Raw genomic sequence first — 25,434 nt, forward strand, 5'->3', positions numbered from 1 at the left:
GAAAATCTAATTTAATCTTTTATTCTCAAAAACTCTTTCGCCAGTTCAATCATTTTCGGATCGCCGGTGTATTTCCCGTGTTCATCAGAAAGTTTTACCGTTGGAATCCATTCTTTGTTCGGAGCCTGTACCCCGATCAGCTTCATAACGATGTTCATGGGTTTTAAACCTACATCATTCGTAAGGTTAGTTCCAATACCGAATGAAACCCCTATTTTTCCTTTGCAGTAATTGGTGATTTCCTCTACTTTTTCCAAATTCAGGGCATCAGAGAAGATGATATATTTGAATAAAGGATTAATGCCGTTGTTTTTGTAATGGGCTATTGTTTTGTCTGCGAACTCCAGGGGATCACCACTGTCATGACGTACGCCGTCAAACAGTTTAGCAAATTTTTTGTCAAACTGCTGGAAGAAAACATCAGTGGTGTAGGTGTCGGAAAGCGCTACCCCGAGATCTCCTCTGTACACATCCACCCAATGCTCCAGCGCCATTTCATTGGCCATTTTAAATCCGTATTCTGCTGCGTGGAACATAAACCACTCATGCGCGTGGGTTCCGATGGGCTTTACGCCGAATTTCATTGCAAAATGAACATTTGAACTTCCGATAAACGTTGATTCTTTTTTTTGAGTCAAAGCTTCCATTACCAGGTTCTGTACTTTATAGGAATGTCTTCTTCTGGTCCCGAATTCGGCGAAATTGACCCCAAGCTTTGCCAATGAATCTGCTTTTTCCAATGTTCTTTTCATTACCACTTCATTGGAATCCCTTTCCATATGGTTCATTTCATAATGCAGCTCACTGATCAAAGCGAGTAGAGGAACTTCCCAAAGGATGGTTCTGTACCAAAGCCCTTCTACCGTTACAGACAGCTCGCTGCCTTCCTGGTGGATTTTCACTTCAGACGGGTCATAGTGATAACCTTCCAGAAAATCAAGGTAGGGAAGGTCTATATAAGGACAGGTTCTGGCCATGAATTTTTTTTCATCCCTGGTGAGCTTCAGTTCCGCCATTTTATTAACGGCTTCTTTTAAAGCGGCATCAAAACCTTCAGGAAACTTATGCTTTCCACGATTGATGAATTCGTACTTTACAATTGAACTTGGAAATAGTTTCACCACGGCATTCTGCATGGTTATTTTATAAAAATCATTATCAAGGATAGAATTTAATCGAACGTCGTTCATAATATGTGTAATTTTAACGCAAATATAGTCATTTAAAATAAAAATCGCCTAAATGTAAGACGATTTTTTTATTATTCGGATGATTTTATCGGTTACTTGCCTAAGTAAGAGTTGTACATCCATACTTCTTTTTCCTGTTCTGTGATGTAATCGCTCATCTGGGAGTTGGTTCCTTCATCTCCTGCCGCATCAGTGATATCCAGAAGTTCTCTCTGCAGATCGATTACCACTTTGAATGAACTTAGGATAAGCTCCACGCTTTTATTACCGTCTGATACTTCTCTGGATTCTTTAATGGAGGCTACTTTCAGGTAATCTGAATAATTGTGTGCAGGAGTGGCTCCCAATGTCAGGATTCTTTCTGCAATTTCGTCAATTTTCAGCACCAGGCTGTTGTATAGTTCCTCAAACTTCGGATGCAGCGTGAAGAACTGTTCTCCTTTGATATTCCAGTGTGAACCTCTTGTATTCTGGTAGAATATTGAATAATTGGCCAGAAGGATATTTAATTTTTCTGAAATGTTTTTACAGTCGGCTTCTTTCAGGCCGATAATGCTTGCATTTTTCATAAGTTTATATTTATGTAACAAATTTAGAAAATATTGTGCCGAAAGGCTTTCAAAGTCAATAGAAGATAACTATAAGAAAATTTTTAAAAACAGTTTGGAAGTATTAATATTGCAGTTGAATGAAAAGTTTATTAATTACGGCAGCCGTATTTTTTGGGATGTGTTTTTTATACATTCTGATCATGCTGTCGCAGACGGAGCAGCACTTCACCTATATATTGGACGATGCCTATATTCACCTGGCCATGGCCAAAAATTTTGCATTGAACGGAGTGTGGGGAGTATCGGAATATCAATTTTCATCCTCTTCGTCTTCGCCTGTTTTTACTTTTCTTTTAAGCGGGCTGATTGCTGTTTTTGGTGATCAACAACTGATCCCTCTGATCTTTAACCTGGGATGTTTATTACTGATTGTTTACTTTTTAAATAAGTATTACTCAGGTATTTTCAAGACTGGAACGCCTGTTGTTCTGGCGTGCATTTTTACCCTTCTTTTTGCTTCCGTGCATCTGCTTGTTTTTTCAGGAATGGAGCATGTATTTCAGGTTCTTATTGTGGTGGTCAATGTCTGGTCTTTTGATCAATGGCGGAAATCTGAATTTAAAAATTCATCATATGCCTTCTGGTTCTATTGTTCCATCGCTCTGTTGGGACTGATCCGGTTTGAGAGTATGTTTTATTTCCTGGCAATGGCTTTTGTTTTTCTGCTGCTCAGGAAATTTAAACTTGCAGCAGTCTTACTTATGTTCGGCTTTATTCCTGTTTTGATTTTCGGATATCTTACCTACCAGAAGACAGGCTATTTCTTTCCGAATTCTGTGCTGGTAAAAGGGACGAAATTCGATCTTGCAGGAAACTATTTTATTCAGGTCAAAAACATTTTGCTCTATAAAATATTATTAAAGCCTTATTTTTATTTCGCAGGCTTTCTTCCTTTATGTTTTGCTATAGTTTTGATTTTTAAAGATTACAGGAAAAAGCTGGGTTTCAGGAGTTTGGTCGAAAAGAATTTTCTTCTGACTGTATTAAGTATTACTTTGTTCATGCAGGGAGCTTTTGGGCAGTTTACCAATTTTTACAGATATGAAGCTTATCTGCTGACTGCATTTGCTATGGTCGTTATTCCGGAGATTAAAGATCTTTTTACCGGCAGGAGTATTTTATTGAAGCAAAACAGGGTGACGGCTATCCTTATTGTAACAGTTTTTGGAGTATTGATGTTAAAAACAGCTCTGGTAAGTATTCTGATCGTTACCGGTAGCCGGAATATCTATGAGCAGCAGATGCAGTCTGCAAGATTTCTGAAAAAATATTACAATCATTCAAAAGTGGTAGCCAATGATATAGGTGCGATATGTTATTTTACGGATATTCAGCTGCTGGATGTTGCAGGGCTAGGGTCTAAAGAAGTTGTTCCTTTTAAAATAAAGAAAAAAGGACTTAACGGACAATTTGAACAATTTTTAAAAGACTATACAACCCAAAACCACTATCAGCTGGCCATCATCTATGAAGAATGGCTGGAAGGCCACATCCCGGAAAACTGGAAAAAAGTGGCGATTCTGGAAATCAAAGGCAGGAATGCTGTCCTTGGATTAAAACATGTAGCTGTTTATTCAATAGATCCGGATATTCATGAATCTTTACAACAGAATGTGAAAAATTTTCCGTGGAATAAAAATGTGACGGTGAAGATGATCAACTAAATTTTACAATTATTTAATATACACTTCAGTCCGGGCTCCGGCTTCTTCCATTTATATTTTTTTCAATGCAGATCGATGATCCGTTATTGGGCTGTTCAAAGACAACTTCTTTTTGTTGTAAGTGTTTGATTTTAATTTTCATGTAAGTGTTTGCGGATTAAAAAATTATTACTATTTTTGCACCCTAAAATAAAAAGCAATTAAATGCCTACTATTCAACAATTAGTAAGAAAAGGAAGAGCCACGCTTGCCAAGAAGAGCAAATCGGCTGCCCTAGATTCTTGTCCACAAAGACGTGGTGTATGTACGAGAGTATATACTACTACACCGAAGAAACCTAACTCTGCACTTAGAAAAGTAGCAAGGGTAAGACTTTCTAACGGAAAAGAAGTGAATGCCTACATCCCGGGCGAAGGACACAATCTTCAGGAGCACTCGATAGTATTGGTTAGAGGCGGAAGGGTGAAAGACCTACCGGGAGTACGTTACCACATCGTAAGAGGTGCATTAGACACTGCAGGTGTAAATGGAAGAACTCAGAGAAGATCTAAGTACGGAGCTAAGAGACCTAAACCAGGACAAGCAGCTGCTGCTCCTGCAAAAGGAAAGAAAAAGTAATCATTAAATAAGGTACAGAAGCAATGAGAAAGACAAAAGCGAAAAAAAGACCGTTGTTACCAGATCCGAAATTTAATGATCAATTGGTAACGAGATTCGTAAACAACCTAATGCTTGACGGTAAGAAGTCAATTGCATTCAAAATTTTCTATGATGCATTGGATATCGTAGAAACTAAAAAAGGAGAAACTGAGAAAACAGCCCTTGAAATCTGGAAAGATGCATTAACAAACGTTATGCCTCACGTAGAAGTACGTTCCAGAAGAGTAGGTGGAGCTAACTTCCAGATCCCTATGCCAATCAGAGCTGACAGAAAAATTTCTATGGCGATGAAATGGTTAATTAGCTACTCTAAAAAGAGAAATGATAAGTCTATGGCTTTGAAATTAGCTAATGAAGTGGTAGCTGCTTCAAGAGAAGAAGGTGCTGCATTCAAAAAGAAGAGTGATACTCACAAAATGGCGGAAGCTAACAAAGCGTTTTCACACTTTAAATTCTAATCTGAAATGGGAAGAGATCTTAAATTTACAAGAAATATCGGTATTGCTGCGCACATTGATGCCGGTAAAACTACCACTACAGAAAGGATTCTATTCTATACAGGGGTAAACCACAAAATTGGAGAGGTTCACGATGGTGCTTCTACAATGGACTGGATGGAGCAGGAAGCAGAAAGAGGTATTACCATTACTTCTGCTGCCACTACTTGTTCTTGGAACTTTCCAACAGACCAGGGAAAACCTGTAGCCGAAACTAAACCTTACCACTTCAACATCATCGATACACCGGGACACGTTGACTTCACAGTAGAAGTAAACAGATCTTTGAGAGTATTGGATGGTCTTGTATTCTTATTCTCTGCAGTAGATGGAGTAGAGCCTCAGTCTGAAACAAACTGGAGACTTGCTGACAACTACAAAGTGGCGAGAATGGGATTCGTAAACAAAATGGACAGACAAGGTGCTGACTTCCTTAACGTTGTAAAACAGGTTAAAGAAATGTTAGGATCTAATGCAGTTCCAATCGTTTTACCAATCGGTGCTGAAGAAGATTTCAAAGGTGTAGTTGACTTAATTAAAAACAGAGCGATCATCTGGGATGAAGCAGGACAAGGAGCTACTTTCGAAGTAGTGCCGATTCCTGAAGACATGAAAGCTGAAGTTCTTGAATATAGAGAGAAATTAGTAGAAGCTGTTGCTGACTACGATGAGACTTTGATGGAGAAATTCTTCGAAGATCCGGATTCAATCTCTGAAGAAGAAATCAACGAAGCTCTTAGAAAAGCGACTATCGATTTATCTATTATCCCAATGACTTGTGGTTCTTCATTCAAAAATAAAGGAGTACAGTTTATGTTGGATGCAGTATGTAAATATCTGCCTTCTCCATTGGATAAAGATGATATCAAAGGTACTGACCCGAGAACTGATGCTGAAATCGTAAGAAAACCATCTGTAGATGAGCCTTTCTCTGCATTAGCATTTAAGATTGCTACTGACCCGTTTGTGGGAAGACTGGCATTCTTCAGAGCATACTCAGGAAGACTTGATGCAGGTTCTTATATCCTGAACACCCGTTCTGGTGATAAAGAAAGAATCTCTAGAATCTATCAGATGCACGCTAACAAGCAAAATCCGGTAGAATATATTGAAGCTGGTGATATTGGTGCTGCGGTAGGTTTCAAATCTATCAAAACAGGTGATACAATGTGTGACGAGAAGAACCCAATCGTTCTTGAATCGATGGTTTTCCCTGATCCGGTAATTGGTATCGCTGTTGAGCCTAAAACTAAAGCTGACCAGGATAAAATGGGTAACGCCCTAGCTAAACTGGCTGAAGAAGATCCAACGTTTACAGTAAGAACTGACGAGGCTTCAGGACAAACGATCATCTCTGGTATGGGTGAGCTTCACTTGGATATCATTGTTGACCGTATGAGAAGAGAGTTCAAGGTTGAAGTAAACCAGGGACAGCCTCAGGTAGAATACAAAGAAAACTTAACAAAAGTTGCCAGCCACAGAGAAGTTTACAAAAAGCAGTCCGGTGGTAAAGGTAAATTTGCTGATATCGTATTCGAACTAGGACCAGCTGACGAAGGTAAAATCGGTCTTGAGTTTATCAATGAGATCAAAGGGGGTAACGTTCCTAGAGAATTTGTTCCTGCTATTGAAAAAGGCTTTAAAGCTGCAATGAAGAACGGTCCTTTGGCTGGTTTCGAAGTTGAAGGTATTAAAGTTACTCTTAAAGACGGATCTTTCCACGCGGTGGATTCTGATGCACTTTCTTTTGAATTAGCTGCTAAATTAGGATTTAAAGAAGCTGGTAAAGCTGCTAAGCCGGTAATTATGGAGCCTATTATGAAACTGGAAGTTGTAACTCCGGAAGAATATATGGGTAACATCATTGGTGACCTTAACAAGAGAAGAGGTACGATCAGCGGTCAGGAAGAGAAAAACGGAGCTGTTGTAATCAAAGGTTCTGTTCCACTTTCTGAAATGTTTGGTTACGTAACGACTCTAAGAACACTTTCATCAGGAAGAGCTACTTCTTCTATGGAATTAGAGAAATACGCGCAAACTCCGCAGAACGTTGCAGAGGAAATCATTGCTAAAGCAAAAGGTTAATTTTTAAATTAAAGAAATGTCACAAAGAATCAGAATAAAACTAAAATCTTACGATTACAACTTGGTAGACAAGTCTGCTGAGAAAATCGTAAAAACGGTAAAGGCTACTGGTGCTGTTGTAAACGGTCCTATTCCATTGCCAACGAACAAGAGAATCTTCACAGTGTTGAGATCTCCTCACGTAAACAAGAAGGCAAGAGAGCAGTTCCAGTTATCAGCTCACAAGAGACTGATGGATATCTACTCTTCTTCTTCTAAAACTGTTGATGCTCTAATGAAATTAGAACTTCCTTCAGGAGTAGACGTTGAAATTAAAGTGTGATAACTGCATACTTTGCAATGATTATAGAATCCCTCTTCGAAAGAAGGGGGATTTTTTGTTTTTAAGCATTTAAAAATCGTTATTTGTTATTTTTATAAGTCTATTATTATCATGAAGAAGATAGAACAGATTGCTCAATCATTCGGGGTTGCAGAGAACCGGTATTCCTATGAAATGAATCATTCAAAGGAGGTGGTTTCACTGGAAATTTTTGAACCTGAGTATGATTATTTGCCCGGTTTTACCGGAACTCAGTTAATGAAATTTGTTTCTTCGTTTAAAAACCTGGAATCACTGGCAATTGAGCTGGATGATCTGGTTATTGATCACTTCAGTGAAATTTCAGATTTAGAATATCTTAAAAAGTTGCATATTGAATGTGATACTGAGGTAAGCAATCTGGATTTTTTAAGCCGGATGGTACATCTGCAGCATTTGTACATTCAAAGCTCCCATATTACCGATTTAACCGGTATTGAAAGACATCATAAACTGACCTCGTTGTTTTTGGGAAATACAGCAATTAGAGTTCTGAATCCTTTAAGAGATCTTGCGGATCTGGAACAGTTGGGGATTTTTCATAGCCGGATTGAAGATATTTCTTGTTTGAAAGATCTGAAGAATCTCAGAATTCTTAATCTTCAACATAACAACATCAAAGATCTATCGGTATTCTCTGAAATGAAGAATATTCAGCATCTGGACCTGAGCTTTAATCAGATTAAAAATATTGATTCCGTTAAAGACAATGTTATTCTGATGAGTTTGAATATCAGCAATAATGAGATTGAAGATATCTCTGTCATCAGAAATTTTCAGAACTTAAATGATTTATCTCTTGCCCATAACAAAGTGGAAGATATTTCAGCCCTGGAGAATATAAAATTGGTAAGCAGTCTAAATATCTCAGGAAATAGGATCAGAGAAATCGCCCCGATCAAAAATCACGAAAACATCAAAATATTCAATGCAGGAAACAATCCCCTGGAAGATATTCAGACTACGGAATTTGCTGCACGGTTTACCTATCTCAATCTTGAAAATTGTGGGATAAATGATATTTCTTTTCTTCTGAATCAACACAAAATTGTATACCTTAATCTGAATTTGAATTCAGTGGACAACTTCTCTCCATTGGAAGGAATGGCTGATCTTAAAGAAATTGATCTCCGGTTTAACAATATCACCGAAACGTTTCCGGTTCATTATTTCTCTGATCTGAAAATGGTGGATCTTACCGGCAACCCTTTCGGAAATATGAAGTTTCACGTTTACAGAGGTCAGGAACTGGATGGCCAGAAGATGGGATTGCTTTCTGATCTTGCAAAACTCAACGCAGATTACTACTTCAACAAAGGAATGATGGATGAAGCCCTTGCTTACTTTTATTTTGAAAAAAAGCACACAAATCAACATCCTCAGGTATTTCATATTTATCTCCAAAAAATGCTGGATACCGCCTCTTCAGAAACGGTGTATATTAAATATTACTTTTCCAGAATGACCGACTTTCTTTGCTTTTATGAAAATTCCAAATGGCTTTCAGATGAAGATTATAATAAGTTGCATACTAAGATCGCTACGGTAAAGGAACCTGAAAAGACTACTATGCTGGAAACTTTACATGCAGTAAAAGAGGGTAAGAGAACAGGTTTTAATTTTAATTATTATGATTTTCATTTCTATGAAGAAAAAGTAAGCAATCCTTATATCAGTGATGAATTGTTGTTTATCAAAGGAAGTATGCAGGTAGGAAGAGATCAGCTAATGACTAATTTGTATTATTTGAAACTTCTGAAAAAAAGAAATTCTCCTTTTTACTTTACCCTTCTTCATAAAATCAAGCATGTTCTGAAAATGAATTTTGCCTATACCGAACCGGAAAGAAAAGAACATGATTACTACCGGGATCTGATCCATAATATTGATACAAGTAATATCCCTGAATCGAAAGTGTATTTTTCAGATTCACACTTTAGCAAGCATTACCAATATGTTCACTATAAGCATCCAGAACCGGGAAACAAGAAAAAAGACAGTGAAAGAGGATCAAACCTGATGGTATTGATAGGTGTTATAGTTATTGCATTTGCATTATTGATGGCCGTCAGAAGTTGCTTGAATTTATTTTAATCCCATTGAATAAAATCCAAAAACCGGAAACTTGCATCGTATTTGCTATAGATATTATAAAACAGAGCCATGGCTAAGTCAGACAAAAGTATCTTTGAAAAGTTTTCAGATTGGGCAACCAAATTTACAGGAAGTTCTTACGCGTTTATCGGTGCAACACTTATTGTGGTGGCATGGGCCGTTTCGGGACCCGTTTTTAATTATTCCGAAACCTGGCAGCTCGTGATCAATACGGGAACTACCATTATTACTTTCCTGATGGTTTTTCTAATTCAGAAAGCACAAAATAAAGATTCAAAAGCCATACAGATCAAGCTTAATGAACTTATTGCCGCGCATGAAAAAGCCAGCAACAGAATTGTAGATATTGAAGACCTCACGGAAAAAGAACTGGATCAGCTTCATCATTATTATGAAGAGCTGGCCAGATTCGCTAAAGAAGATGCTGATATCCATACCTCGCATTCTATAGATGCAGCTCAGAGAAACCAGGATTATAAACATGAATTCTTTAAACGGAAGCATGAAGAATGGCTTCAGAAGCAAGCACAAAAAAAGGAATCGTAATGATTCCTTTTTTTATATATTTAAATGAGAAGAGAAGACATAAGCTGGAAATGGGAAGTTATCTTTTCAGGCGATTGATCAGCCAATTTTTTATAGCAATAAAACAATAACAGGTCCAATTGTGGCTTCCATCCTCCTTCTTCCAGCTTCCATCCTTCACTATTTTCTCAGGAAATATCCGAAATAGCTACAGCTTCCAGACAGTCCTTTCATAGTTTCCGTATCTGCGTACTGAGATTTCAGTTGGGCAAAATACGTTCTGTACTTTTCGTTTTTAATGTTATCAAGTTCAGTCTGGTGTGCCTTCTCCTTTTCAGAATACTGAGGATCCGAGTAGCTGATCGTAGAAGCATTTTTAGCCTCGTACTGATAATATTTCCCCTGTTCTGCGCTGGCCATCTGGAAAAGAACCCTCGCTCTCTGTTCTTTGTTTGTAGAAAGCTTCAGTGCCTTTTGATAATAATTAATGGCAAGATCAAAATTATCAGGTTCAATATAAGTAGTATACAGGAAGTTCTTGTAATAATACTTGTACGGATTTTTTCGGTCGGTACCCCAGAAATCATACTTTCCTCCATTGCTGTTGTCGATATCCATCACAAATAACTGACGGTAATATCCCAGGCTGGAAGTATTATACAGCAGGTTACCGATCAGCTGGCTGGCCGTAGCCGCTTTTTCATCTGTTCCGGCGCTGATCTTTTTAAGCTGGATCAGAGCATCAGCCAGTTCCAGTTTGTTCATACTCGGTTTAATGAAAGGAAACGCAGTATAATCCTCAGCTTCCATACTTTCCGTTTCCGCACTTCCGAAACTTTCCCATACGTTATGTCCGAAAACAAGATGAGAGATATCCCTGAATCCGTTATATTCACCGGCTGCATACTGCTTAAGTGTGATTTTTTGTCCCTTATCGGTCCACTCATAATTCATTCTTGGAATTCCGGAGTAGTTCTGTGCTTTGGCGTAGTACGATTTGGCTTTTTCAAAATCAGCCTGTCTCATGGCACGGTCACCGTAGATCATGCTGAAGAATGCATCAATGTTTCCTACATCATCCATGTTTTTGGCGATAATCTGCTGCTCAAATTGGGTTTTGTTCGGTTTTCTGTAGAAGTCTTCCACACTTTTCACCAGGCTTGAATTCGGATTATACTGAAGATCCGAAAGCTTGTTGCTCATCAGGAACGATTTTCCGTCTTCCCCCTGAAGGAAATAGCGGTTGGCCAGAACATCTTTAAGGAAATCCGCTGTGGAAGGAGTTTCTCCGTAGTAATCATAATTTTCGGTAACGGTGCTGTCTTTCTTCACTTCTTTTTTGATAAAATAGTCAGCATAATTTTTCATTAAATAATCCTCGTATTCCGCATCGATCTTCGGATGGGAAACAATATCATTCAGAACTTTCATTCTTTTTATTTCTTCCAGGTATTCCGGATTGGTGGTCTTGATGTCTTCAAGAATTTCAGAGCTGGCTTCATAATCTTTTTTCAGGAATTTTAAATACGCATCTGCAATCTGCCAATACTCATCCTTAGATACCTTTCTGGTTTTCTCCGTGAATTTTTCCAGGTCATCCAGATAATCTCCGGTTTTTTCATCATAGCCGTAGCCGGATTGCGTGTAGAAAGGAATTCTGTCAGGATTGTTCAGCAGTTCATCATTGCTCTGGTCGGTTTTATCACCGTTTGTACTGTCGGATTTTGAGCCTCCGAACAGATTTTTAAAGAATCTTACAATCTTTTGCCAGAAAGAAAGTTTCTCCTCTTTTTTTACTTCTGTGGTTTCAGTTTTTGAATCTGCAGAATCTTTATCATGATTATCCGTATTGCCCTTCCGCATATACACATTGTCTGAGGCATCGGAAGTATAATAGTAGATCGGAAGATAGCTTCTCTCCAGTTCATTGATGCTTCTTACCGCCATTACTTTCAGGATCTCGGAATCCGGATTGATGTCATACATCTTTTCCATAATAGGGATAGGATTCGTGAAACCTTCGTAGCCCAGCAGGAAGTAAGCCATATTCTTTTCATCATTCGTGCCGGCCCGTTTCATAATGTTGCTGAAAGAAGCCGTATCCGAAAGCTTCATCGAAACAAAAGCAGATTCCTTACGGTCTTTGCTGTGCATGAAAACCTGAAAGAAGTTCCAGTTGGCATCCGCATTCATTTCCTTTCCTCTCTGGGCTCCGGCAAGCTGGTCCAGTGCCATAAAATAGACTGTGCCTTTCTGTTTGATGGGTTCTATATAAGTTTTGAAAGCCTCCAGCGCTGCATCATAATTTCTGGTATAATGGTTGAATCGTACCAGCTGATACCCATAACGCTGCTTGATCTCCGGGTTTCTTGTGGCATTATACAGAGAAGTCAGAGCATTCACGGTTTTTGCATAATCAATGGAAGTGGCGTTTAAGTCACTTGAAGGGCCGCTGTTATAAAATGAATCCTTACTTTCTATATAATTGATGCTCATATAAGGTTCCAGATATTTGGCTTCAATTAAATAATCAATACCTTCCTTATACTTCTGGTAAAATCCTGCGCCCAGTTTTTGCAGAAGAGGATTGGATGGGCGTCCATTTTTCAGGGCATTAAGATCATCCATACTTATTTTGTACACCAGGTTTTCAGTTTCCGCATAATTGAGCTGGTTGTTGAAAAACCTTTTCCATGTTTCAATATTATCATCCGGAATACTCATTCCTTTATAATCCCCGTAAAACCTGTTGGAATAGGTAAGCAGAAAAGGAAGATAAGATTTATCCTTGATGATGCTCTGTGTAAACAGATTGAAATATTCATAATCGGGATCTGACCACGCGCAGGCGTCAGATTTCGTGTAAAAAAGCGAGAGAACCGCCAGTGAAAGAATATACTTTTTCATATACTTGACAGGTGTTTTTATTTTTGTAATTAATGATTATATTTATGGTTACCAGTAGTTAAAATCTGCTTAATCTCCTCAATGTGCAGGAGATATGAATTTAAAAATTACGGTTACTTACAAATTTACTATCTAATTGATAATAAATGATATTAAAACGGGAGATTTTTTTCTCGAGGAAATCCGTTACCTCTTTCAGCTGTTCTTCAGAAATTTCCTCAACCTTTATTTTAAAGCCTTTATTTAAGTAGTTTCCGAAATAAAAGCCATCCTTGATAATTTCCACCTCATTATCCGCAATCTTTCTGAATCCCGGATTCTCAAGATCCTTTTTGGATAAAGCATTGATTAATCTGTGCTTTTCAAGATGATTGGTGACAATACCCCATGAATAGACCGGCAGCGCGACTTCAATTTTTTTAGTAGGATAATCTTCCAGTTTGGAAAGATAGCTTTTTAAAACCGTCACATCCAGAATCGAATTTTTATTGGAGTTTTCCAGCGGAGAGGAAGTAGAGTAGCACATCAGATACACCTTATCCACGGGAGGAATTCCGGTCTGGTTCTTGTCTTTCACCTGATGGAGGCGGAGCGTGCAGGTAACCTCTTTTCCGGATACTTTTTTCAGCTCTTTTAAAAAGGTAAAATAATCGTTCCTTGTCCCCGCAGTCCAGTCACAGTCGATCTGGATTTCATTGCTGATGTTTAAACCGTATTCATTAGCTTTCTTTTGAACCAGCTCATGAATATGCTTCGCAATAAAACGGATCTCTTCTGCGGAGATACGGTACATAGATTGATTCGTGATAAAAACGGTCGGGACAATCTTCTTCCCGGTCCGGAAGCTTTTATCTTTCGTAATAACCGCAACCGGCTGAAACTGGCCGCCGGTTTTATCAATATCAAAAAACCGGGTATACAGATACGGAACGGATGCTTGGTCCAGAGCTTTTTTCTCAGCCTGATCCAGCTTCAGTTGTGTTTTCCAATAATAAAAAGTATACGGGTGATTTTCTTTTTTGTTACACGAAACGATAATAAGTAGAAGAAATAATACTTTTAATGCTCTCATCTCTTGTATAGTTCGCTTTCGCAGACGCAGACATCCTGTGTAGCGCTTTCCATGCTGGAGCAGCAGTCCTCGGATTTCCGGATATTTCCATCCTTGTCTGTCATATATATTTTGTCTTTATCGAATTTTACGTAAAAACTCTCTTTATATTTTTTGAAAGCGACTTTCATCACTTTCGGATTGTATTTTCCTGCGTTCATTTCTTCGGTAGTTTCCGTTCCGTCTGCCTGGTTCACCTGAACAAACCCGAAATGCACATCGCCGTTTTTCTTGATATCCAGATAATAATGTGGGGTTCCCGTTCCACTGTAGCCCTGAAGAATATCAAAACTTCTGTATCCGGTAAAAGGAGCCTTTGTTTGTGCAAAAGACAAAACACTGATGCATAAGATAATTAAGCTGAAGATTTTTTTCATATATTTTTTTTCAAAAGTAAAGATATTCCTGCAAAAATTAAACCGTAAAAACCCGGTGATTGGCGGTTTTGGATAATGGTATACCAATTAACTTTTAAAGAAGACCAATGAACTGAAACTTTTATGAGTTAACAGGAAGGAAATTAAAACCATTAAGATGTATTTAAGTTTTTAAGAGTATTAAGAAGGGCTTCGCTTAAGAAACGCTGCTAAAAAAAATCTTTGATTTTTCTTAATTTTCCTTATCTCCTTTATTATTCTTAATGGTTAAAATAAAAAGATCATTCCGGGAGAGAATGATCTTTTGTTGTGTAGCTAAAATTCGGATTAAAATACAGTAGCAGCCAGCTGAATTCTTGCATACTTATTGGAAGGATTCCACATCGCCATCATAGAAACCGGAAGACTGTAATGATCAGTAATTTTAATGGTTTTGGAAGCTTTTACGCCTACATTGACGATATCAAAGCTGTTTTTGCCATTCCCGTAAAGGAAATTTCTGTCATTCAAAGCAAATCCCGCACCTGCGAAAGCATCCAGTCTGATCTTCTCACCTGCAATCACAGGATAGCTTGCCTGAATATAGGTGGAATATTTATTCTTTTTATACGTTCCGTCTTCTTCCAGAACAACTTCTCCGGCATTGGCTCCGCCGTACAGCATAATATCTGCTTCAATATTCAACGGGAATGAAGGCCCGAAAGTATAATTGGTTCTAAGATCAATAATGTGAGCCGTTCTTCTCTGCGAGTAACTGAAAATATCGTCTGCTGCAACCGCAGTATTGATATTCCTGGAATTATACAGGTCCCAGAGCCCGATATAGAAACGGTTGTGGGAATACTGGATATAATAATTGATCTCTTTATAATGGGTACCGTCTTTATCATCAGCCAATGCCGAAGCTCCCCAAATACCAATTTTCCACTTCTTTTCAGAATCCAGGGCATAAGAGAGGTTGCCCATCACCACAGGCTTATCTGTAATAATCAACCCTCTCCACAGGTGATTGTTCTGAATATTGGCCGTGAAATCCAGCCTGTTGCTTTCCTTGGCTTCCTCGTTCTCCTGAGAGAATAGTTTTCCTGTGCCTAATATAATCAGGCATGCAATTTTTAAAACTTTCATGGGGTATTTTTAATGTATTATTCCAGACAGAACGGCTGCAATCACGGCGCCCAGGACAGGACCCGCAACCGGAATCCAGGCATATCCCCAGTCACTGCTGCCTTTTACGGGAAGTATAGCATGCATGATTCTTGGGGCAAGATCTCTGGCCGGGTTGATGGCATAACCAGTTGTTCCGCCGAGCGATAAACCTATAGCCCACACCAACAGGGTAACAGGAAGGGCTCCTACAGAACCGAGGCCTATTTTTGCACCCGGATCGGCATTCAATGAAATGCTTGGATCTGAGAAATGAAAGATGACAAACACCAGTACAAAAGTTCCGATGACCTCACTGATCAGATTGGAAAATGGATTCCTGATTGCCGGTCCGGTACTGAAGCATGCGAGTTTAGCTCCTTCATCTTCCGTAATAGCAAAATGATCCTTATTAAACAGCCAGACCAGGAAAGCACCCAGCATTCCGCCCAGCATCTGTGCGGCAATATAAGTAGGAACCAGGTCCCACGAGAATTTTCCGGCAACTGCGAGTCCTAATGTTACGGCTGGGTTCAGATGAGCACCGCTTGCAGGGCCTGCCACCGTAACGCCTACGAAAACAGCCAGCGCCCAGGCCGTCGTAATGACAATCCATCCTGAATTGTTTCCTTTCGTACCTTTTAAGACAACATTCGCTACAACGCCGTTGCCCAATAATATAAGAAGCATGGTTCCTATAAGTTCTGCGATAAATGGAGTCATGAGTAGTTTTTTTAGTTAGGATTTAATCTTCGATCCAGCTTTGGGAACGCTTCACTGCTTTGTTCCAGAAATGAATCATTTGATCTGCTTTTTCTTTGTCCAGCTGAGGGTGGAAATCTTTGTCCACGATCCATTGAGTCTGAATCTCATTGATGTCTTTCCAGTAGCCTACTGCCAATCCGGCCAGGTAAGCGGCTCCTAAAGCAGTTGTTTCAAGGGTTTTCGGTCTTGTAATTTTAAATCCGAAGAGGTCGGACTGAATCTGCATCAGAAGATCACTGGCAGAAGCCCCTCCATCCACTCTGAGTTCAAGGCTTGGTCTTCCTGAATCAGCTTCCATAGATTTTACGATATCATAGACCTGGAATGCAATTCCTTCCAGAGTAGCTCTTGCGATGTGTCCGTTGGTAGTTCCCCGGGTTACGCCTACTATAGTTCCTCTGGCATACTGATCCCAGTAAGGAGCACCCAAACCTGTCAGGGCAGGAACAAAATAAACGCCGCCGTTGTCTTCCACGCTTGCTGCAAGATCATTTACTTCTTCAGAAGAGTGGATCAGCTTAAGCCCGTCTCTCAGCCACTGAATAGCAGCCCCGCCGACGAAAACACTTCCTTCCAGGGCGTAGTTCACTTCTCCGTTAATTTTCCAGGCTACTGTAGTTAAGAGATTGTTTTTAGAGGAGACAGCCTCTTTTCCGGTGTTCATTAATAAGAAGCACCCTGTTCCGTAGGTATTTTTTACCATTCCCGGGGTGATGCACATCTGTCCGAATAAGGCTGCCTGCTGGTCTCCAGCAATTCCTGCAATCGGAATTTTGGTGGAAAATAGGGTGGTTGCCGTTTCACCGTAGATTTCGCTGCTCTGTTTCACTTCCGGAAGAACAGATCTTGGAATATCAAATAAATCAAGAAGATCCTGATCCCATTCTAAAGTATGAATGTTTAAAAGCATGGTTCTGCTGGCGTTGGAAACATCGGTGATGAACATTTTTCCGCGGGTAAGTTTCCATACCAGCCAGGTGTCAACGGTTCCAAAGCATAGTTTTCCTTCGGCAGCTTTTTCCCTGGCACCTTCTACATGGTCAAGGATCCATTTAAGTTTTGTAGCTGAAAAATAGGCGTCCAGTACGAGTCCGGTTTTTTCTTTAATGGTTTCGGTGTGGCCCTGTTCTTTTAATTCGTCGCAATATTTGGCGGTTCTTCTGTCCTGCCATACAATGGCATTGTAAATAGGTTCACCGGTTTCCCTGTCCCATACCACCGTTGTTTCACGTTGGTTGGTGATCCCGATAGCCGCTACTTCCAGGCCGGAAATACCTGCTTTGGCAATAATTTCGGCCGCAACGGAGATCTGGGATGACCATATTTCGTTAGGATCATGCTCTACCCATCCCGGGGTAGGGAAGATCTGTTCGAAGTTTTTCTGGGAGACATATTCTATAGCTCCGCTGTGATTGAATAAAATGGCTCTGGAGGATGTGGTCCCCTGATCCAGAGCGAGAATCAGTTTTTCCTTCATACTGCAAATTTTTTAATGAGTAGTGGTTTTGGGAGTGTAAGGCGTTAACAAATATCCTTTTGCTAATTCAATAAATTCTTTTTCCTGTTCATTGGCCCATTCCTGAGAATGTTCTTTTTCTGTGGCGATAAGCTGTGCAATGGTATGCGCACTGTCTATCGCGGCTCTTGCATCTAAAAATAAGAGACGGACTCTCCGTGCAAGAATATCTTCGATGGTTTCGGCCATTTCATATCTTACGGCCCAAACCGCTTCAGCAATAGTGAAAGCATGATCCGGATGGATCTTCTGTGCGTATTGAGGATCGCTGCTCTGCAATGATTTTATGGCAGGAATATCTGATCCGTAAACGTACAAATGACTGGTACGGTCAACCAGTTCTGCTTTCATATTCCCGTGAATAGACATATTTTCCGTTTGTGAAGGGCCTCCTTTTAAGTGCAGGATCTCTACGGCTTTGTCAATGGTGTCCTGGGCCATTTTACGGTAGGTAGTCCATTTTCCTCCGATGATAGAAACCAGCCCGGTATCGGAAGCAATAACCTTATGGCTTCTGGAAACTTCCTTGGTGCTTTTGCCTCCTTCTTTTGGGGCGGCGAGTGGTCTCAGTCCGGCGAACATAGATTTTACATCCTCCCGCGTTGGTTTCTTGGCTAAATACTGTCTTGCTGTATTTAAAACAAAACTTATTTCAGATTCCAGAGCGTGCGGTTCAAAACTCGGAGTATCCAGAAGGGTGTCGGTTGTTCCTACCAATGCCCTGTCGTGCCATGGGACGACAAAAAGAACTCTTCCGTCTGAAGTTTTCGGGATCATGATGGCATCATCACTTTTCAGGAATGATTTATCTAAAACCAAATGAATACCCTGACTTGGAACAACAAACTTTCCATGTTTCGGATTATTCATATTCAGAATATCATTGGTGAATACACCCGTTGCATTGATCACTGCTTTAGCTCGAAGCTCGTACTGCTGACCGGTGAACTGGTCTTCGGCTTTCACACCGTTTATTTTTCCGGAATCATTTTTCAGAAGCCCGGTTACTTTCATATAATTAACAGCACTTCCTCCTTTTTCTATAAGGGTCTGGGTCAGGTTGACCGCTAATCTCGCATCATCAAACTGCCCGTCCTGGTACACCACTCCGCTGGCAAGGTTATGCTGCTCAATGGTTGGAAGCTTTTCAACGGTTTTGGCTTTGCTGATGTATTTGGTTTTCCCTAAGCTTAGTTTCCCTGCAAGAAAATCATAGATAGATAATCCTATTTTATAATAGATTCCTCCCCACCAGGTGTAGTTAGGAATAATGAATGACTGGTTTTTTACCACATGAGCTGCGTTTTGGGCAAGAAGGCCTCTTTCTTTCAGTGCCTCTTTTACAAGGCCTACATCTCCCTGTGCAAGGTATCTTACACCGCCATGTACCAGTTTGGTGCTCCGGCTGGATGTGGCTTTTGCAAAATCATGAGATTCCAGAAGAAGGGTTTTAAATCCTCTGCTGGCTGCATCCAATGCTGATCCTAAACCGCTGGCGCCACCGCCAATCACGATAAAGTCCCATTCCTGAATGCTTGTTAATTTACTTATTTCTTCGTTTCGTTTCATAAATGTTTCGTTTATGTTTCGTTTTCAAATGTATAAATTAAAAATGAAACTAAAAAGAAAATAAATGAAATTTTAACGGTCTCGGAAAAAAATGGTATTTTTGATGAAAGAATCAGAATGGAAAAGTTAATACCAAGGCATAACGATATATTAAAGGAACTGGATGAAAAAGGGCATGTTCTTGTACAGGATCTGTGTGAGAAGTTTAATGTATCATCAGTTACGGTCCGAAAGGATCTGAACTATCTCGAAAGTCTGGGGCTGCTTTTCCGGAACCATGGGGGCGCGAGCAAACATGTCCGGTATGCTTATGAAAGGAATGTGGATGAAAAGGAAAACATCAATGTGGAAGCCAAGCAAAATATAGCCAAAGGAGCCTTAGAGTTGATTCAGGAGAATGACTGCATTATCCTGGCTTCAGGAACTACGATGCATTATCTGGCGAGGATGCTGGTGAACTTTGGTCCGCTTACGGTTTTAACCTCTTCTTTAAGGGTTGCGATAGAGCTTTGCAATAATCCAAACATTAATATTATACAGTTGGGTGGGGAAGTCCGTAAGAGCTCAACTTCGATAGTTGGTTCCATTTCTGAAGGGATTCTGAAGCAGTTTTCCTGCAATAAGCTTTTTCTGGGAGTAGATGGAATTGATGTTGATTTCGGGATCAGTACCTCGAATGCGGCGGAGGCTCATCTGAATCAGCTTATGATAGAATGTTCTGAGAAAGTGGTTATTCTCGGAGATTCCTCAAAGCTGAATAAAAAAGGTTTTGGAAAAATTGCTCCTTTGGACAAGGTGGATTATCTGATTACGGATAACGGTATTGGTGAAGAAGATCAATCATTGCTGGAGGAAAGAGGGGTTACGGTAATTGTAAAATAGCATTCTTTCTTATTTATTTTTTAAAATTCAAAATAATTTCTCTGAAAATTCCGTGCGGATTTTTTCAAAATCATCTAATTGATTAAAAATCAAAATATTTTACCTGAAATATTTGTCAGTTCTAAAAATATTCATAAATTTGCACACTCCATTTTAGGGGCGTAGTATGCCTATATCAAAAGTAGAAATTACTTCAGACCTCCTGAAATACAGAATTAGAAAGATAAATTTTATTATAATATAAACAATGTCAGGTATTATTGGTAAAAAAATCGGTATGACGTCTTTGTTTAACGAAGAAGGGAAAAACATTCCTTGTACAGTTATTCAGGCTGGTCCATGCTCGGTTTTACAGGTCAGAACCTTAGAAAAAGACGGATACAAATCTGTGCAATTAGGTTTCGATGACAAGAGTGAAAAGAACGTAGGTAAAGCGTTAGCTGGCCATTTTAAAAAGGCTGGTTCTGCTCCAAAAGCTAAATTGGTAGAGTTCTACAGAGAATTCGTTGATGAAGTGAAAGTAGGAGAAGAAGTAAAAGTTGATTTATTCGCTGAAGGTGAATTTGTTGACGTAACAGGAACTTCAAAAGGTAAAGGTTTCCAGGGTGTTGTTAAAAGACACGGCTTTGGAGGTGTAATGCAAGCTACTCATGGTCAGCACAACAGACTTAGAGCTCCAGGTTCTATCGGTGCTGGATCTGATCCTTCAAGAGTATTCAAAGGAATGAGAATGGCGGGTAGAATGGGAGGTAAGCAGGTAACTGTACAAAACCTTCAGGTATTAAAAGTGGATCAAGAACAAAATCTTTTAGTAGTAAAAGGTGCTGTTCCGGGAGCTAAAAATTCTTATGTAATTATCAGAAAATGGAACTAGTAGTATTAAATACATCAGGAAAAGAGACCGGAAGAAAAGTAACTCTAGACGAAACAGTATTCGGAATTGAGCCAAATCAGCACGCGGTTTACTTAGAAGTTAAACAGTACCTTGCTGCACAAAGACAAGGGACTCATAAAGCAAAAGAAAGAAGCGAAATTACTGCTTCTACTAAAAAACTTAAGAAGCAAAAAGGATCTGGTTCTGCAAGATACGGGGATATCAAATCTCCAACTTTCAGAGGTGGAGGTAGAGTATTCGGACCAAAGCCAAGAGATTACAGATTCAAATTGAATAAAGCTCTTAAGAGATTGGCTAAAAAATCTGTTCTTTCTCAAAAAATGAGAGACAACAGCATTAAAGTATTAGAGGCTTTCAATTTCGAAACTCCTAAAACTAAAGAGTTTATCAATATCAATAACGCTTTAGGATTCGAAGGTAAAAAATCTCTTTACATCTTAGATGAAGCAAACAAAAATGTTTATTTATCTTCAAGAAACTTACCTAAGACTAAAGTTCTTACTTACAACGAAATTAGCTCTTATGACTTAATCAATGCAGGTGAGATCGTATTCTTAGAAGGTGCTATCGAGAAATTCCAGGAAAATTTAAAGAAATAAATCATGTCTATTATTATTAAACCAGTTATCTCAGAAAAGGCTAATTACCTTACAGATTTAAGAGGTTCTTATTCTTTCTTAGTAGATACTAAAGCGAATAAAATCCAGATTAAAAAGGCTGTTGAAGCAGCTTACGGTGTAAAAGTAGCAGACGTTAACACAATGATTTATGCTCCGAAGGTTTCTTCAAAATACACTAAAAAAGGTCTTCAAGTAGGAAAGACAAACAAATTGAAAAAAGCGGTAATCAAACTTGCTGAAGGTGAGGTTATCGATATTTTTGCTGTAAATTAATTATTAATTATAAATAATAGTAATGTCTGTTAGAAAATTAAAACCTATCACCCCAGGACAGAGATTCAGAATTGTAAACAATTTTGAGGAAATTACTACCAACAAACCGGAGAAATCTCTAACCGTTGGTATTAGTAAGTCAGGTGGACGTAACCAAACTGGTAAAATGACCATGCGTTACACCGGAGGTGGACACAAAAAGAAATACAGAATTATCGACTTCAAAAGAAACAAGCATGACGTTGAAGCTACCGTTAAGACTGTAGAATACGATCCAAACAGAACTGCATTTATCGCTTTATTAGAGTACGCAGACGGAGAGAAGAGATACATCATCGCTCCAAACGGTATCAAAGTAGATCAGAAAGTAGTTTCAGGAGAAAGCGTTGAACCGAACGTAGGTAACGCAATGAAATTGAAAAACATTCCATTGGGTACTGTAATCTCTTGTGTTGAAATGAAGCCTGGCCAAGGTGCTATTTTAGCAAGAAGTGCTGGTTCTTCAGCTCAATTAACTTCAAGAGACGGGAAATACGCAATCATCAAATTGCCTTCAGGAGAATCAAGAATGATCCTTACTGAATGTTATGCAATGATTGGATCAGTTTCTAACTCCGATCACCAGTTAACTGTATCAGGTAAGGCTGGTAGAAGCAGATGGTTAGGTAGAAGACCAAGAACAAGAGCCGTTGTAATGAACCCTGTAGATCACCCAATGGGAGGTGGTGAAGGACGTTCTTCAGGAGGTCACCCAAGATCTAGAAACGGTAAACCGGCTAAAGGTTACAAAACTAGAAAGAAAAACAAAGTGTCTAACCGTTACATCGTATCTAAAAGAAAATAATTATGGCAAGATCACTTAAAAAAGGACCGTTCATTCATCATACTTTAGATAAGAAGGTTCAGGCAAATATAGAGTCTGGTAAGAAGACAGTTATTAAAACTTGGTCTAGAGCATCGATGATCTCTCCGGACTTCGTAGGACAAACTATCGCTGTACACAACGGGAAATCTTTTATCCCGGTTTACGTTACAGAAAACATGGTAGGTCACAAGTTAGGCGAATTTTCTCCAACAAGATCTTTCAGAGGTCATGGTGGTAACAAAAACAAAGGAAGCAGATAATCATGGGATCAAGAAAACAAGATAGCGCAATCGCAAGAAAAGAAGCTAACAAAGACGTTGTAAAAGCTTCATTAAATGACTGCCCATCATCTCCTAGAAAAATGAGATTAGTTGCTGATATCATTAGAGGAGAGCAGGTAGATAAAGCTCTTTATATCCTAAAATATTCTAAAAAAGAAGCCTCTAACAAATTAGAGAAATTACTTCTTTCTGCTATGGCAAACTGGCAGGTGAAAAATGAGGGTGCTGATATTGAAGAAGCAAACCTTATCATTAAAGAAATCTTCGTGGATAGTGCAAGACAATTGAAGAGACTAAGACCAGCTCCGCAAGGTAGAGGGTACAGAATCAGAAAAAGATCTAACCACGTTACATTAATCTTAGGTAATAAAGAAAATTAATCAAGGTATGGGACAGAAGACAAGTCCAATTGGTAACAGACTAGGTATCATCAGAGGATGGGATTCTAACTGGTTTGGCGGAAACGATTATGGAGACAGAATCGCGGAAGACTACAAAATCAGAAGATACCTTGAGGCTAGATTATCTAAAGGTGGGATTTCAAAAATCTATATTGAAAGAACACTAAAATTAGTAACAGTGACAATCACTACTGCCAGACCGGGACTTATCATCGGTAAAGGAGGTCAGGAAGTTGATAAATTGAAAGAAGAATTGAAGAAACTTACAGGTAAGGATATTCAAATCAATATTTTCGAAATCAAAAGACCTGAACTTGACGCAGTATTGGTAGCTGACAGCATCTCTAAGCAGATTGAAAACAGAATTTCTTACAGAAGAGCTGTTAAAATGGCGATGGCAAGTACAATGAGAATGGGTGCTGAAGGTATTAAAGTTCAGATCTCAGGTAGATTGAACGGTGCTGAAATGGCAAGAAGCGAATCTTTCAAAGAAGGAAGAATCCCATTGTCTACTTTCAGAGCTGATATCGATTATCACTGGGCTGAAGCTCACACTACTTACGGTAGATTGGGAGTAAAAGTTTGGATCATGAAAGGGGAAGTTTACGGTAAAAGAGAACTTGCTCCTCTAGTGGGACAACAGAAAAAAGGAGGTCCTTCAGGAGGCGGAAACAGAGGAGACAGAGACAACAGAAGACCTAGAAAGAATAACAATAATAACAATAATAATTAAAAATTTTAGATAGAAATTTTGAATTTTAAATTACCGTTACTTTTTTAAAATAAAAAAAATCTAAAATCTAAAATCTAAAATCTAAAATTTAGAAATTATGTTACAACCAAAAAGAACCAAATTCCGTAGAGTTCATAAGATGAAGATGAAGGGGATTGCTCAGAGAGGTAATCAACTGGCTTACGGAACTTTTGGAATCAAAGCTATAGAAGGTGCTTGGATTACTGCAAGACAAATTGAAGCTGCCCGTATCGCTGCGACGAGATATATGAAGAGAGAAGGTCAGCTATGGATCAAAATTTTCCCGGATAAGCCTATTACCAAGAAGCCAGCCGAAGTAAGGATGGGTAAAGGTAAAGGTGCCGTGGAATATTGGGTAGCTGTAGTAAAACCAGGTAAAATTATGTTCGAAGTTGGAGGTGTTCCTTACGAAGTAGCGAAAGAAGCATTAAGACTTGCAGCTCAGAAATTACCGGTAGTTACTAAATTCGTAGTTGCTAACGATTTTGTTAAACCTCTATAATCTTTGATACAATGAAACAAGCTGATATTAAAAATTTAAGCGCGGGAGATATTCAGGCAAAACTTGATGAACTGAAAGCTCAATATTCAAAATTGAAATTGGCTCACAAGATCAGCCCAATTGAAAACCCGATCCAAATCAGAGATTTGAGAAGAACAATCGCTAGATTAAACACTGAGTTAACCACTAAACAACAATAAGATTTTCATACATTATGGAAAGAAACTTAAGAAAAGAAAGAATCGGAATAGTTTCCAGCAATAAAATGGAAAAGACCATTGTTGTAAGTGAGACTACGAGAGTGAAACACCCGATGTACGGTAAATTCGTATTAAAAACGAAAAAATATACTGCACACGACGAGAACAACGAATGCACAGAAGGTGATACAGTTCTTATCCAGGAAACTAGACCTTTGAGCAAGAGCAAGAGATGGAGATTAGTAAGAATCATTGAAAAAGCTAAGTAATAATGTTACAAACAGAATCAAGATTAAAAGTTGCTGATAACACAGGTGCAAAAGAAGTACTGGTTATCAGAGTTCTGGGAGGAACCAGAAGAAGATATGCTTCAGTTGGTGATAAAATCGTTGTTACTATCAAGGATTCTACACCATCAGGAAATGCTAAAAAAGGTCAGGTATCTAAAGCTGTAGTAGTAAGAACTAAAAAAGCGGTTAGAAGAAAAGATGGTTCATACATCAAATTCGAAGACAATGCTTGTGTATTGCTAAACGCAGCGGGAGAAATGAGAGGAACACGTGTTTTCGGACCGGTTGCTCGTGAGTTGAGAGACAAAGAATATATGAAAATCATTTCATTAGCTCCTGAAGTACTTTAATTTTTAAAATTTTTAAAAGAAA

At 39.0% G+C, this 25,434-nt stretch carries 28 protein-coding genes; 19 read left to right on the forward strand and 9 right to left on the reverse strand.

Translation table 11 applies throughout. The features are described 5' to 3' along the window. Window positions 1-11: 11 nt before the first annotated feature. Together pncB and B7E04_RS05720 are read right to left on the reverse strand one after the other, a co-directional pair. Window positions 12-1,190 carry a nicotinate phosphoribosyltransferase gene (pncB, locus tag B7E04_RS05715; protein ID WP_080777771.1) on the reverse strand — a complete coding sequence of 393 codons (1,179 nt, stop codon included), beginning with the start codon at window positions 1,188-1,190 and terminating at the stop codon, window positions 12-14. Between the two features lie 92 nt (window positions 1,191-1,282). Then, window positions 1,283-1,759: a Dps family protein gene (locus B7E04_RS05720; RefSeq protein ID WP_080777772.1), complete on the reverse strand. Its 477-nt coding sequence runs from the start codon at window positions 1,757-1,759 to the stop codon at window positions 1,283-1,285. 119 nt (window positions 1,760-1,878) lie between these two features. Here B7E04_RS05720 and B7E04_RS05725 point away from each other — a divergent pair, with 119 nt between their 5' ends. The 7 genes from B7E04_RS05725 to B7E04_RS05755 all read left to right on the forward strand — a co-directional run bounded on the left by B7E04_RS05725 (window position 1,879) and on the right by B7E04_RS05755 (window position 9,729). Continuing rightward, complete coding sequence (locus tag B7E04_RS05725; RefSeq protein ID WP_080777773.1) at window positions 1,879-3,465, forward strand: hypothetical protein; 1,587 nt, start codon at window positions 1,879-1,881, stop codon at window positions 3,463-3,465. Between the two features lie 204 nt (window positions 3,466-3,669). Next, a complete protein-coding gene (rpsL, locus tag B7E04_RS05730; RefSeq protein ID WP_002983146.1) occupies window positions 3,670-4,083 on the forward strand; it encodes a 30S ribosomal protein S12 in 414 nt (137 codons plus the stop codon). A 23-nt stretch (window positions 4,084-4,106) separates the two neighbouring features. Beyond that, window positions 4,107-4,583 carry a 30S ribosomal protein S7 gene (rpsG, locus tag B7E04_RS05735; protein ID WP_034677991.1) on the forward strand — a complete coding sequence of 159 codons (477 nt, stop codon included), beginning with the start codon at window positions 4,107-4,109 and terminating at the stop codon, window positions 4,581-4,583. A 6-nt stretch (window positions 4,584-4,589) separates the two neighbouring features. Then, window positions 4,590-6,707, forward strand: a complete 2,118-nt coding sequence (fusA, locus tag B7E04_RS05740; protein WP_080777774.1) for an elongation factor G — start codon at window positions 4,590-4,592, stop codon at window positions 6,705-6,707. Between the two features lie 16 nt (window positions 6,708-6,723). Continuing rightward, a complete protein-coding gene (gene rpsJ / locus B7E04_RS05745) occupies window positions 6,724-7,029 on the forward strand; it encodes a 30S ribosomal protein S10 (RefSeq protein ID WP_002661363.1) in 306 nt (101 codons plus the stop codon). Between the two features lie 111 nt (window positions 7,030-7,140). Next, complete coding sequence (locus tag B7E04_RS05750; RefSeq protein WP_080777775.1) at window positions 7,141-9,162, forward strand: leucine-rich repeat domain-containing protein; 2,022 nt, start codon at window positions 7,141-7,143, stop codon at window positions 9,160-9,162. A gap of 69 nt (window positions 9,163-9,231) precedes the next feature. After that, complete coding sequence (locus B7E04_RS05755; RefSeq protein WP_080777776.1) at window positions 9,232-9,729, forward strand: low affinity iron permease family protein; 498 nt, start codon at window positions 9,232-9,234, stop codon at window positions 9,727-9,729. A 159-nt stretch (window positions 9,730-9,888) separates the two neighbouring features. Here B7E04_RS05755 and B7E04_RS05760 read toward each other — a convergent pair whose 3' ends face one another. The 7 genes from B7E04_RS05760 to B7E04_RS05790 form a co-directional block, all read right to left on the reverse strand. Next, window positions 9,889-12,615, reverse strand: coding sequence for a hypothetical protein (locus tag B7E04_RS05760; RefSeq protein WP_080777777.1), 2,727 nt, complete (start codon window positions 12,613-12,615; stop codon window positions 9,889-9,891). Window positions 12,616-12,715: 100 nt separating this feature from the next. Then, window positions 12,716-13,687 (reverse strand): hypothetical protein, encoded by a 972-nt coding sequence (locus B7E04_RS05765; RefSeq protein ID WP_080777778.1) that lies wholly within the window; start codon window positions 13,685-13,687, stop codon window positions 12,716-12,718. After that, window positions 13,684-14,103: a hypothetical protein gene (locus B7E04_RS05770; RefSeq protein WP_080777779.1), complete on the reverse strand. Its 420-nt coding sequence runs from the start codon at window positions 14,101-14,103 to the stop codon at window positions 13,684-13,686. Before B7E04_RS05770 ends, B7E04_RS05765 begins: the two co-directional genes overlap by 4 nt. Window positions 14,104-14,430: 327 nt before the next feature. After that, window positions 14,431-15,231 carry a hypothetical protein gene (locus tag B7E04_RS05775; RefSeq protein WP_080777780.1) on the reverse strand — a complete coding sequence of 267 codons (801 nt, stop codon included), beginning with the start codon at window positions 15,229-15,231 and terminating at the stop codon, window positions 14,431-14,433. 9 nt (window positions 15,232-15,240) lie between these two features. Further along, window positions 15,241-15,972, reverse strand: a complete 732-nt coding sequence (locus B7E04_RS05780; RefSeq protein ID WP_080777781.1) for an MIP/aquaporin family protein — start codon at window positions 15,970-15,972, stop codon at window positions 15,241-15,243. Between the two features lie 22 nt (window positions 15,973-15,994). After that, window positions 15,995-17,491: a glycerol kinase GlpK gene (gene glpK, locus B7E04_RS05785; protein WP_080777782.1), complete on the reverse strand. Its 1,497-nt coding sequence runs from the start codon at window positions 17,489-17,491 to the stop codon at window positions 15,995-15,997. 12 nt (window positions 17,492-17,503) lie between these two features. Next, window positions 17,504-19,099 carry a glycerol-3-phosphate dehydrogenase/oxidase gene (locus B7E04_RS05790; RefSeq protein WP_080777783.1) on the reverse strand — a complete coding sequence of 532 codons (1,596 nt, stop codon included), beginning with the start codon at window positions 19,097-19,099 and terminating at the stop codon, window positions 17,504-17,506. A gap of 117 nt (window positions 19,100-19,216) precedes the next feature. On the opposite strand from B7E04_RS05790, the gene B7E04_RS05795 reads away from it, so the two are divergent. The 12 genes from B7E04_RS05795 (at window position 19,217) to rplN (ending at window position 25,412) form a co-directional block, all read left to right on the forward strand. Further along, window positions 19,217-19,981, forward strand: a complete 765-nt coding sequence (locus tag B7E04_RS05795) for a DeoR/GlpR family DNA-binding transcription regulator (RefSeq protein ID WP_080777784.1) — start codon at window positions 19,217-19,219, stop codon at window positions 19,979-19,981. Between the two features lie 247 nt (window positions 19,982-20,228). Then, window positions 20,229-20,855, forward strand: a complete 627-nt coding sequence (gene rplC / locus B7E04_RS05800; protein ID WP_062650915.1) for a 50S ribosomal protein L3 — start codon at window positions 20,229-20,231, stop codon at window positions 20,853-20,855. After that, window positions 20,846-21,475, forward strand: a complete 630-nt coding sequence (gene rplD, locus B7E04_RS05805) for a 50S ribosomal protein L4 (RefSeq protein WP_080777785.1) — start codon at window positions 20,846-20,848, stop codon at window positions 21,473-21,475. Before rplC ends, rplD begins: the two co-directional genes overlap by 10 nt. Window positions 21,476-21,478: 3 nt before the next feature. Next, the gene (gene rplW, locus B7E04_RS05810; RefSeq protein ID WP_042720941.1) at window positions 21,479-21,769 is read left to right on the forward strand and encodes a 50S ribosomal protein L23; all 291 of its coding nucleotides are present in this window, start codon (window positions 21,479-21,481) and stop codon (window positions 21,767-21,769) included. Between the two features lie 22 nt (window positions 21,770-21,791). Then, window positions 21,792-22,613, forward strand: a complete 822-nt coding sequence (gene rplB / locus B7E04_RS05815; RefSeq protein WP_080777786.1) for a 50S ribosomal protein L2 — start codon at window positions 21,792-21,794, stop codon at window positions 22,611-22,613. Window positions 22,614-22,615: 2 nt separating this feature from the next. Then, on the forward strand, window positions 22,616-22,894 hold the full coding sequence (gene rpsS, locus B7E04_RS05820; RefSeq protein WP_002983209.1) for a 30S ribosomal protein S19: 279 nt from the start codon (window positions 22,616-22,618) through the stop codon (window positions 22,892-22,894). 2 nt (window positions 22,895-22,896) lie between these two features. Beyond that, window positions 22,897-23,295, forward strand: coding sequence for a 50S ribosomal protein L22 (gene rplV, locus B7E04_RS05825; RefSeq protein WP_048501143.1), 399 nt, complete (start codon window positions 22,897-22,899; stop codon window positions 23,293-23,295). A gap of 7 nt (window positions 23,296-23,302) precedes the next feature. Further along, window positions 23,303-24,049 carry a 30S ribosomal protein S3 gene (gene rpsC, locus B7E04_RS05830; protein ID WP_080777787.1) on the forward strand — a complete coding sequence of 249 codons (747 nt, stop codon included), beginning with the start codon at window positions 23,303-23,305 and terminating at the stop codon, window positions 24,047-24,049. 97 nt (window positions 24,050-24,146) lie between these two features. Next, window positions 24,147-24,572 (forward strand): 50S ribosomal protein L16, encoded by a 426-nt coding sequence (rplP, locus tag B7E04_RS05835; RefSeq protein WP_040993531.1) that lies wholly within the window; start codon window positions 24,147-24,149, stop codon window positions 24,570-24,572. 11 nt (window positions 24,573-24,583) lie between these two features. Beyond that, entirely contained in the window at window positions 24,584-24,772 is a 189-nt protein-coding gene (gene rpmC / locus B7E04_RS05840; protein ID WP_062650907.1) for a 50S ribosomal protein L29, read from the forward strand. A gap of 11 nt (window positions 24,773-24,783) precedes the next feature. Next, window positions 24,784-25,041: a 30S ribosomal protein S17 gene (gene rpsQ / locus B7E04_RS05845; protein ID WP_053073319.1), complete on the forward strand. Its 258-nt coding sequence runs from the start codon at window positions 24,784-24,786 to the stop codon at window positions 25,039-25,041. 2 nt (window positions 25,042-25,043) lie between these two features. Continuing rightward, complete coding sequence (gene rplN / locus B7E04_RS05850) at window positions 25,044-25,412, forward strand: 50S ribosomal protein L14 (protein ID WP_007839504.1); 369 nt, start codon at window positions 25,044-25,046, stop codon at window positions 25,410-25,412. Window positions 25,413-25,434: the final 22 nt, after the last annotated feature.

This window comes from Chryseobacterium phocaeense (genome assembly GCF_900169075.1).
GTDB classification, from domain to species: Bacteria; Bacteroidota; Bacteroidia; order Flavobacteriales; family Weeksellaceae; genus Chryseobacterium; species Chryseobacterium phocaeense.

What these genes read in the sequence shown, in the direction of transcription:
- pncB (WP_080777771.1), bottom strand. Translation starts at nt 1,190, where the DNA reads ATGAACGACGTTCGATTAAATTCTATCCTTGATAATGATTTTTATAAA.
- B7E04_RS05720 (WP_080777772.1), bottom strand. Translation starts at nt 1,759, where the DNA reads ATGAAAAATGCAAGCATTATCGGCCTGAAAGAAGCCGACTGTAAAAAC.
- B7E04_RS05725 (WP_080777773.1), top strand. Translation starts at nt 1,879, where the DNA reads ATGAAAAGTTTATTAATTACGGCAGCCGTATTTTTTGGGATGTGTTTT.
- rpsL (WP_002983146.1), top strand. Translation starts at nt 3,670, where the DNA reads ATGCCTACTATTCAACAATTAGTAAGAAAAGGAAGAGCCACGCTTGCC.
- rpsG (WP_034677991.1), top strand. Translation starts at nt 4,107, where the DNA reads ATGAGAAAGACAAAAGCGAAAAAAAGACCGTTGTTACCAGATCCGAAA.
- fusA (WP_080777774.1), top strand. Translation starts at nt 4,590, where the DNA reads ATGGGAAGAGATCTTAAATTTACAAGAAATATCGGTATTGCTGCGCAC.
- rpsJ (WP_002661363.1), top strand. Translation starts at nt 6,724, where the DNA reads ATGTCACAAAGAATCAGAATAAAACTAAAATCTTACGATTACAACTTG.
- B7E04_RS05750 (WP_080777775.1), top strand. Translation starts at nt 7,141, where the DNA reads ATGAAGAAGATAGAACAGATTGCTCAATCATTCGGGGTTGCAGAGAAC.
- B7E04_RS05755 (WP_080777776.1), top strand. Translation starts at nt 9,232, where the DNA reads ATGGCTAAGTCAGACAAAAGTATCTTTGAAAAGTTTTCAGATTGGGCA.
- B7E04_RS05760 (WP_080777777.1), bottom strand. Translation starts at nt 12,615, where the DNA reads ATGAAAAAGTATATTCTTTCACTGGCGGTTCTCTCGCTTTTTTACACG.
- B7E04_RS05765 (WP_080777778.1), bottom strand. Translation starts at nt 13,687, where the DNA reads ATGAGAGCATTAAAAGTATTATTTCTTCTACTTATTATCGTTTCGTGT.
- B7E04_RS05770 (WP_080777779.1), bottom strand. Translation starts at nt 14,103, where the DNA reads ATGAAAAAAATCTTCAGCTTAATTATCTTATGCATCAGTGTTTTGTCT.
- B7E04_RS05775 (WP_080777780.1), bottom strand. Translation starts at nt 15,231, where the DNA reads ATGAAAGTTTTAAAAATTGCATGCCTGATTATATTAGGCACAGGAAAA.
- B7E04_RS05780 (WP_080777781.1), bottom strand. Translation starts at nt 15,972, where the DNA reads ATGACTCCATTTATCGCAGAACTTATAGGAACCATGCTTCTTATATTA.
- glpK (WP_080777782.1), bottom strand. Translation starts at nt 17,491, where the DNA reads ATGAAGGAAAAACTGATTCTCGCTCTGGATCAGGGGACCACATCCTCC.
- B7E04_RS05790 (WP_080777783.1), bottom strand. Translation starts at nt 19,099, where the DNA reads ATGAAACGAAACGAAGAAATAAGTAAATTAACAAGCATTCAGGAATGG.
- B7E04_RS05795 (WP_080777784.1), top strand. Translation starts at nt 19,217, where the DNA reads ATGGAAAAGTTAATACCAAGGCATAACGATATATTAAAGGAACTGGAT.
- rplC (WP_062650915.1), top strand. Translation starts at nt 20,229, where the DNA reads ATGTCAGGTATTATTGGTAAAAAAATCGGTATGACGTCTTTGTTTAAC.
- rplD (WP_080777785.1), top strand. Translation starts at nt 20,846, where the DNA reads ATGGAACTAGTAGTATTAAATACATCAGGAAAAGAGACCGGAAGAAAA.
- rplW (WP_042720941.1), top strand. Translation starts at nt 21,479, where the DNA reads ATGTCTATTATTATTAAACCAGTTATCTCAGAAAAGGCTAATTACCTT.
- rplB (WP_080777786.1), top strand. Translation starts at nt 21,792, where the DNA reads ATGTCTGTTAGAAAATTAAAACCTATCACCCCAGGACAGAGATTCAGA.
- rpsS (WP_002983209.1), top strand. Translation starts at nt 22,616, where the DNA reads ATGGCAAGATCACTTAAAAAAGGACCGTTCATTCATCATACTTTAGAT.
- rplV (WP_048501143.1), top strand. Translation starts at nt 22,897, where the DNA reads ATGGGATCAAGAAAACAAGATAGCGCAATCGCAAGAAAAGAAGCTAAC.
- rpsC (WP_080777787.1), top strand. Translation starts at nt 23,303, where the DNA reads ATGGGACAGAAGACAAGTCCAATTGGTAACAGACTAGGTATCATCAGA.
- rplP (WP_040993531.1), top strand. Translation starts at nt 24,147, where the DNA reads ATGTTACAACCAAAAAGAACCAAATTCCGTAGAGTTCATAAGATGAAG.
- rpmC (WP_062650907.1), top strand. Translation starts at nt 24,584, where the DNA reads ATGAAACAAGCTGATATTAAAAATTTAAGCGCGGGAGATATTCAGGCA.
- rplN (WP_007839504.1), top strand. Translation starts at nt 25,044, where the DNA reads ATGTTACAAACAGAATCAAGATTAAAAGTTGCTGATAACACAGGTGCA.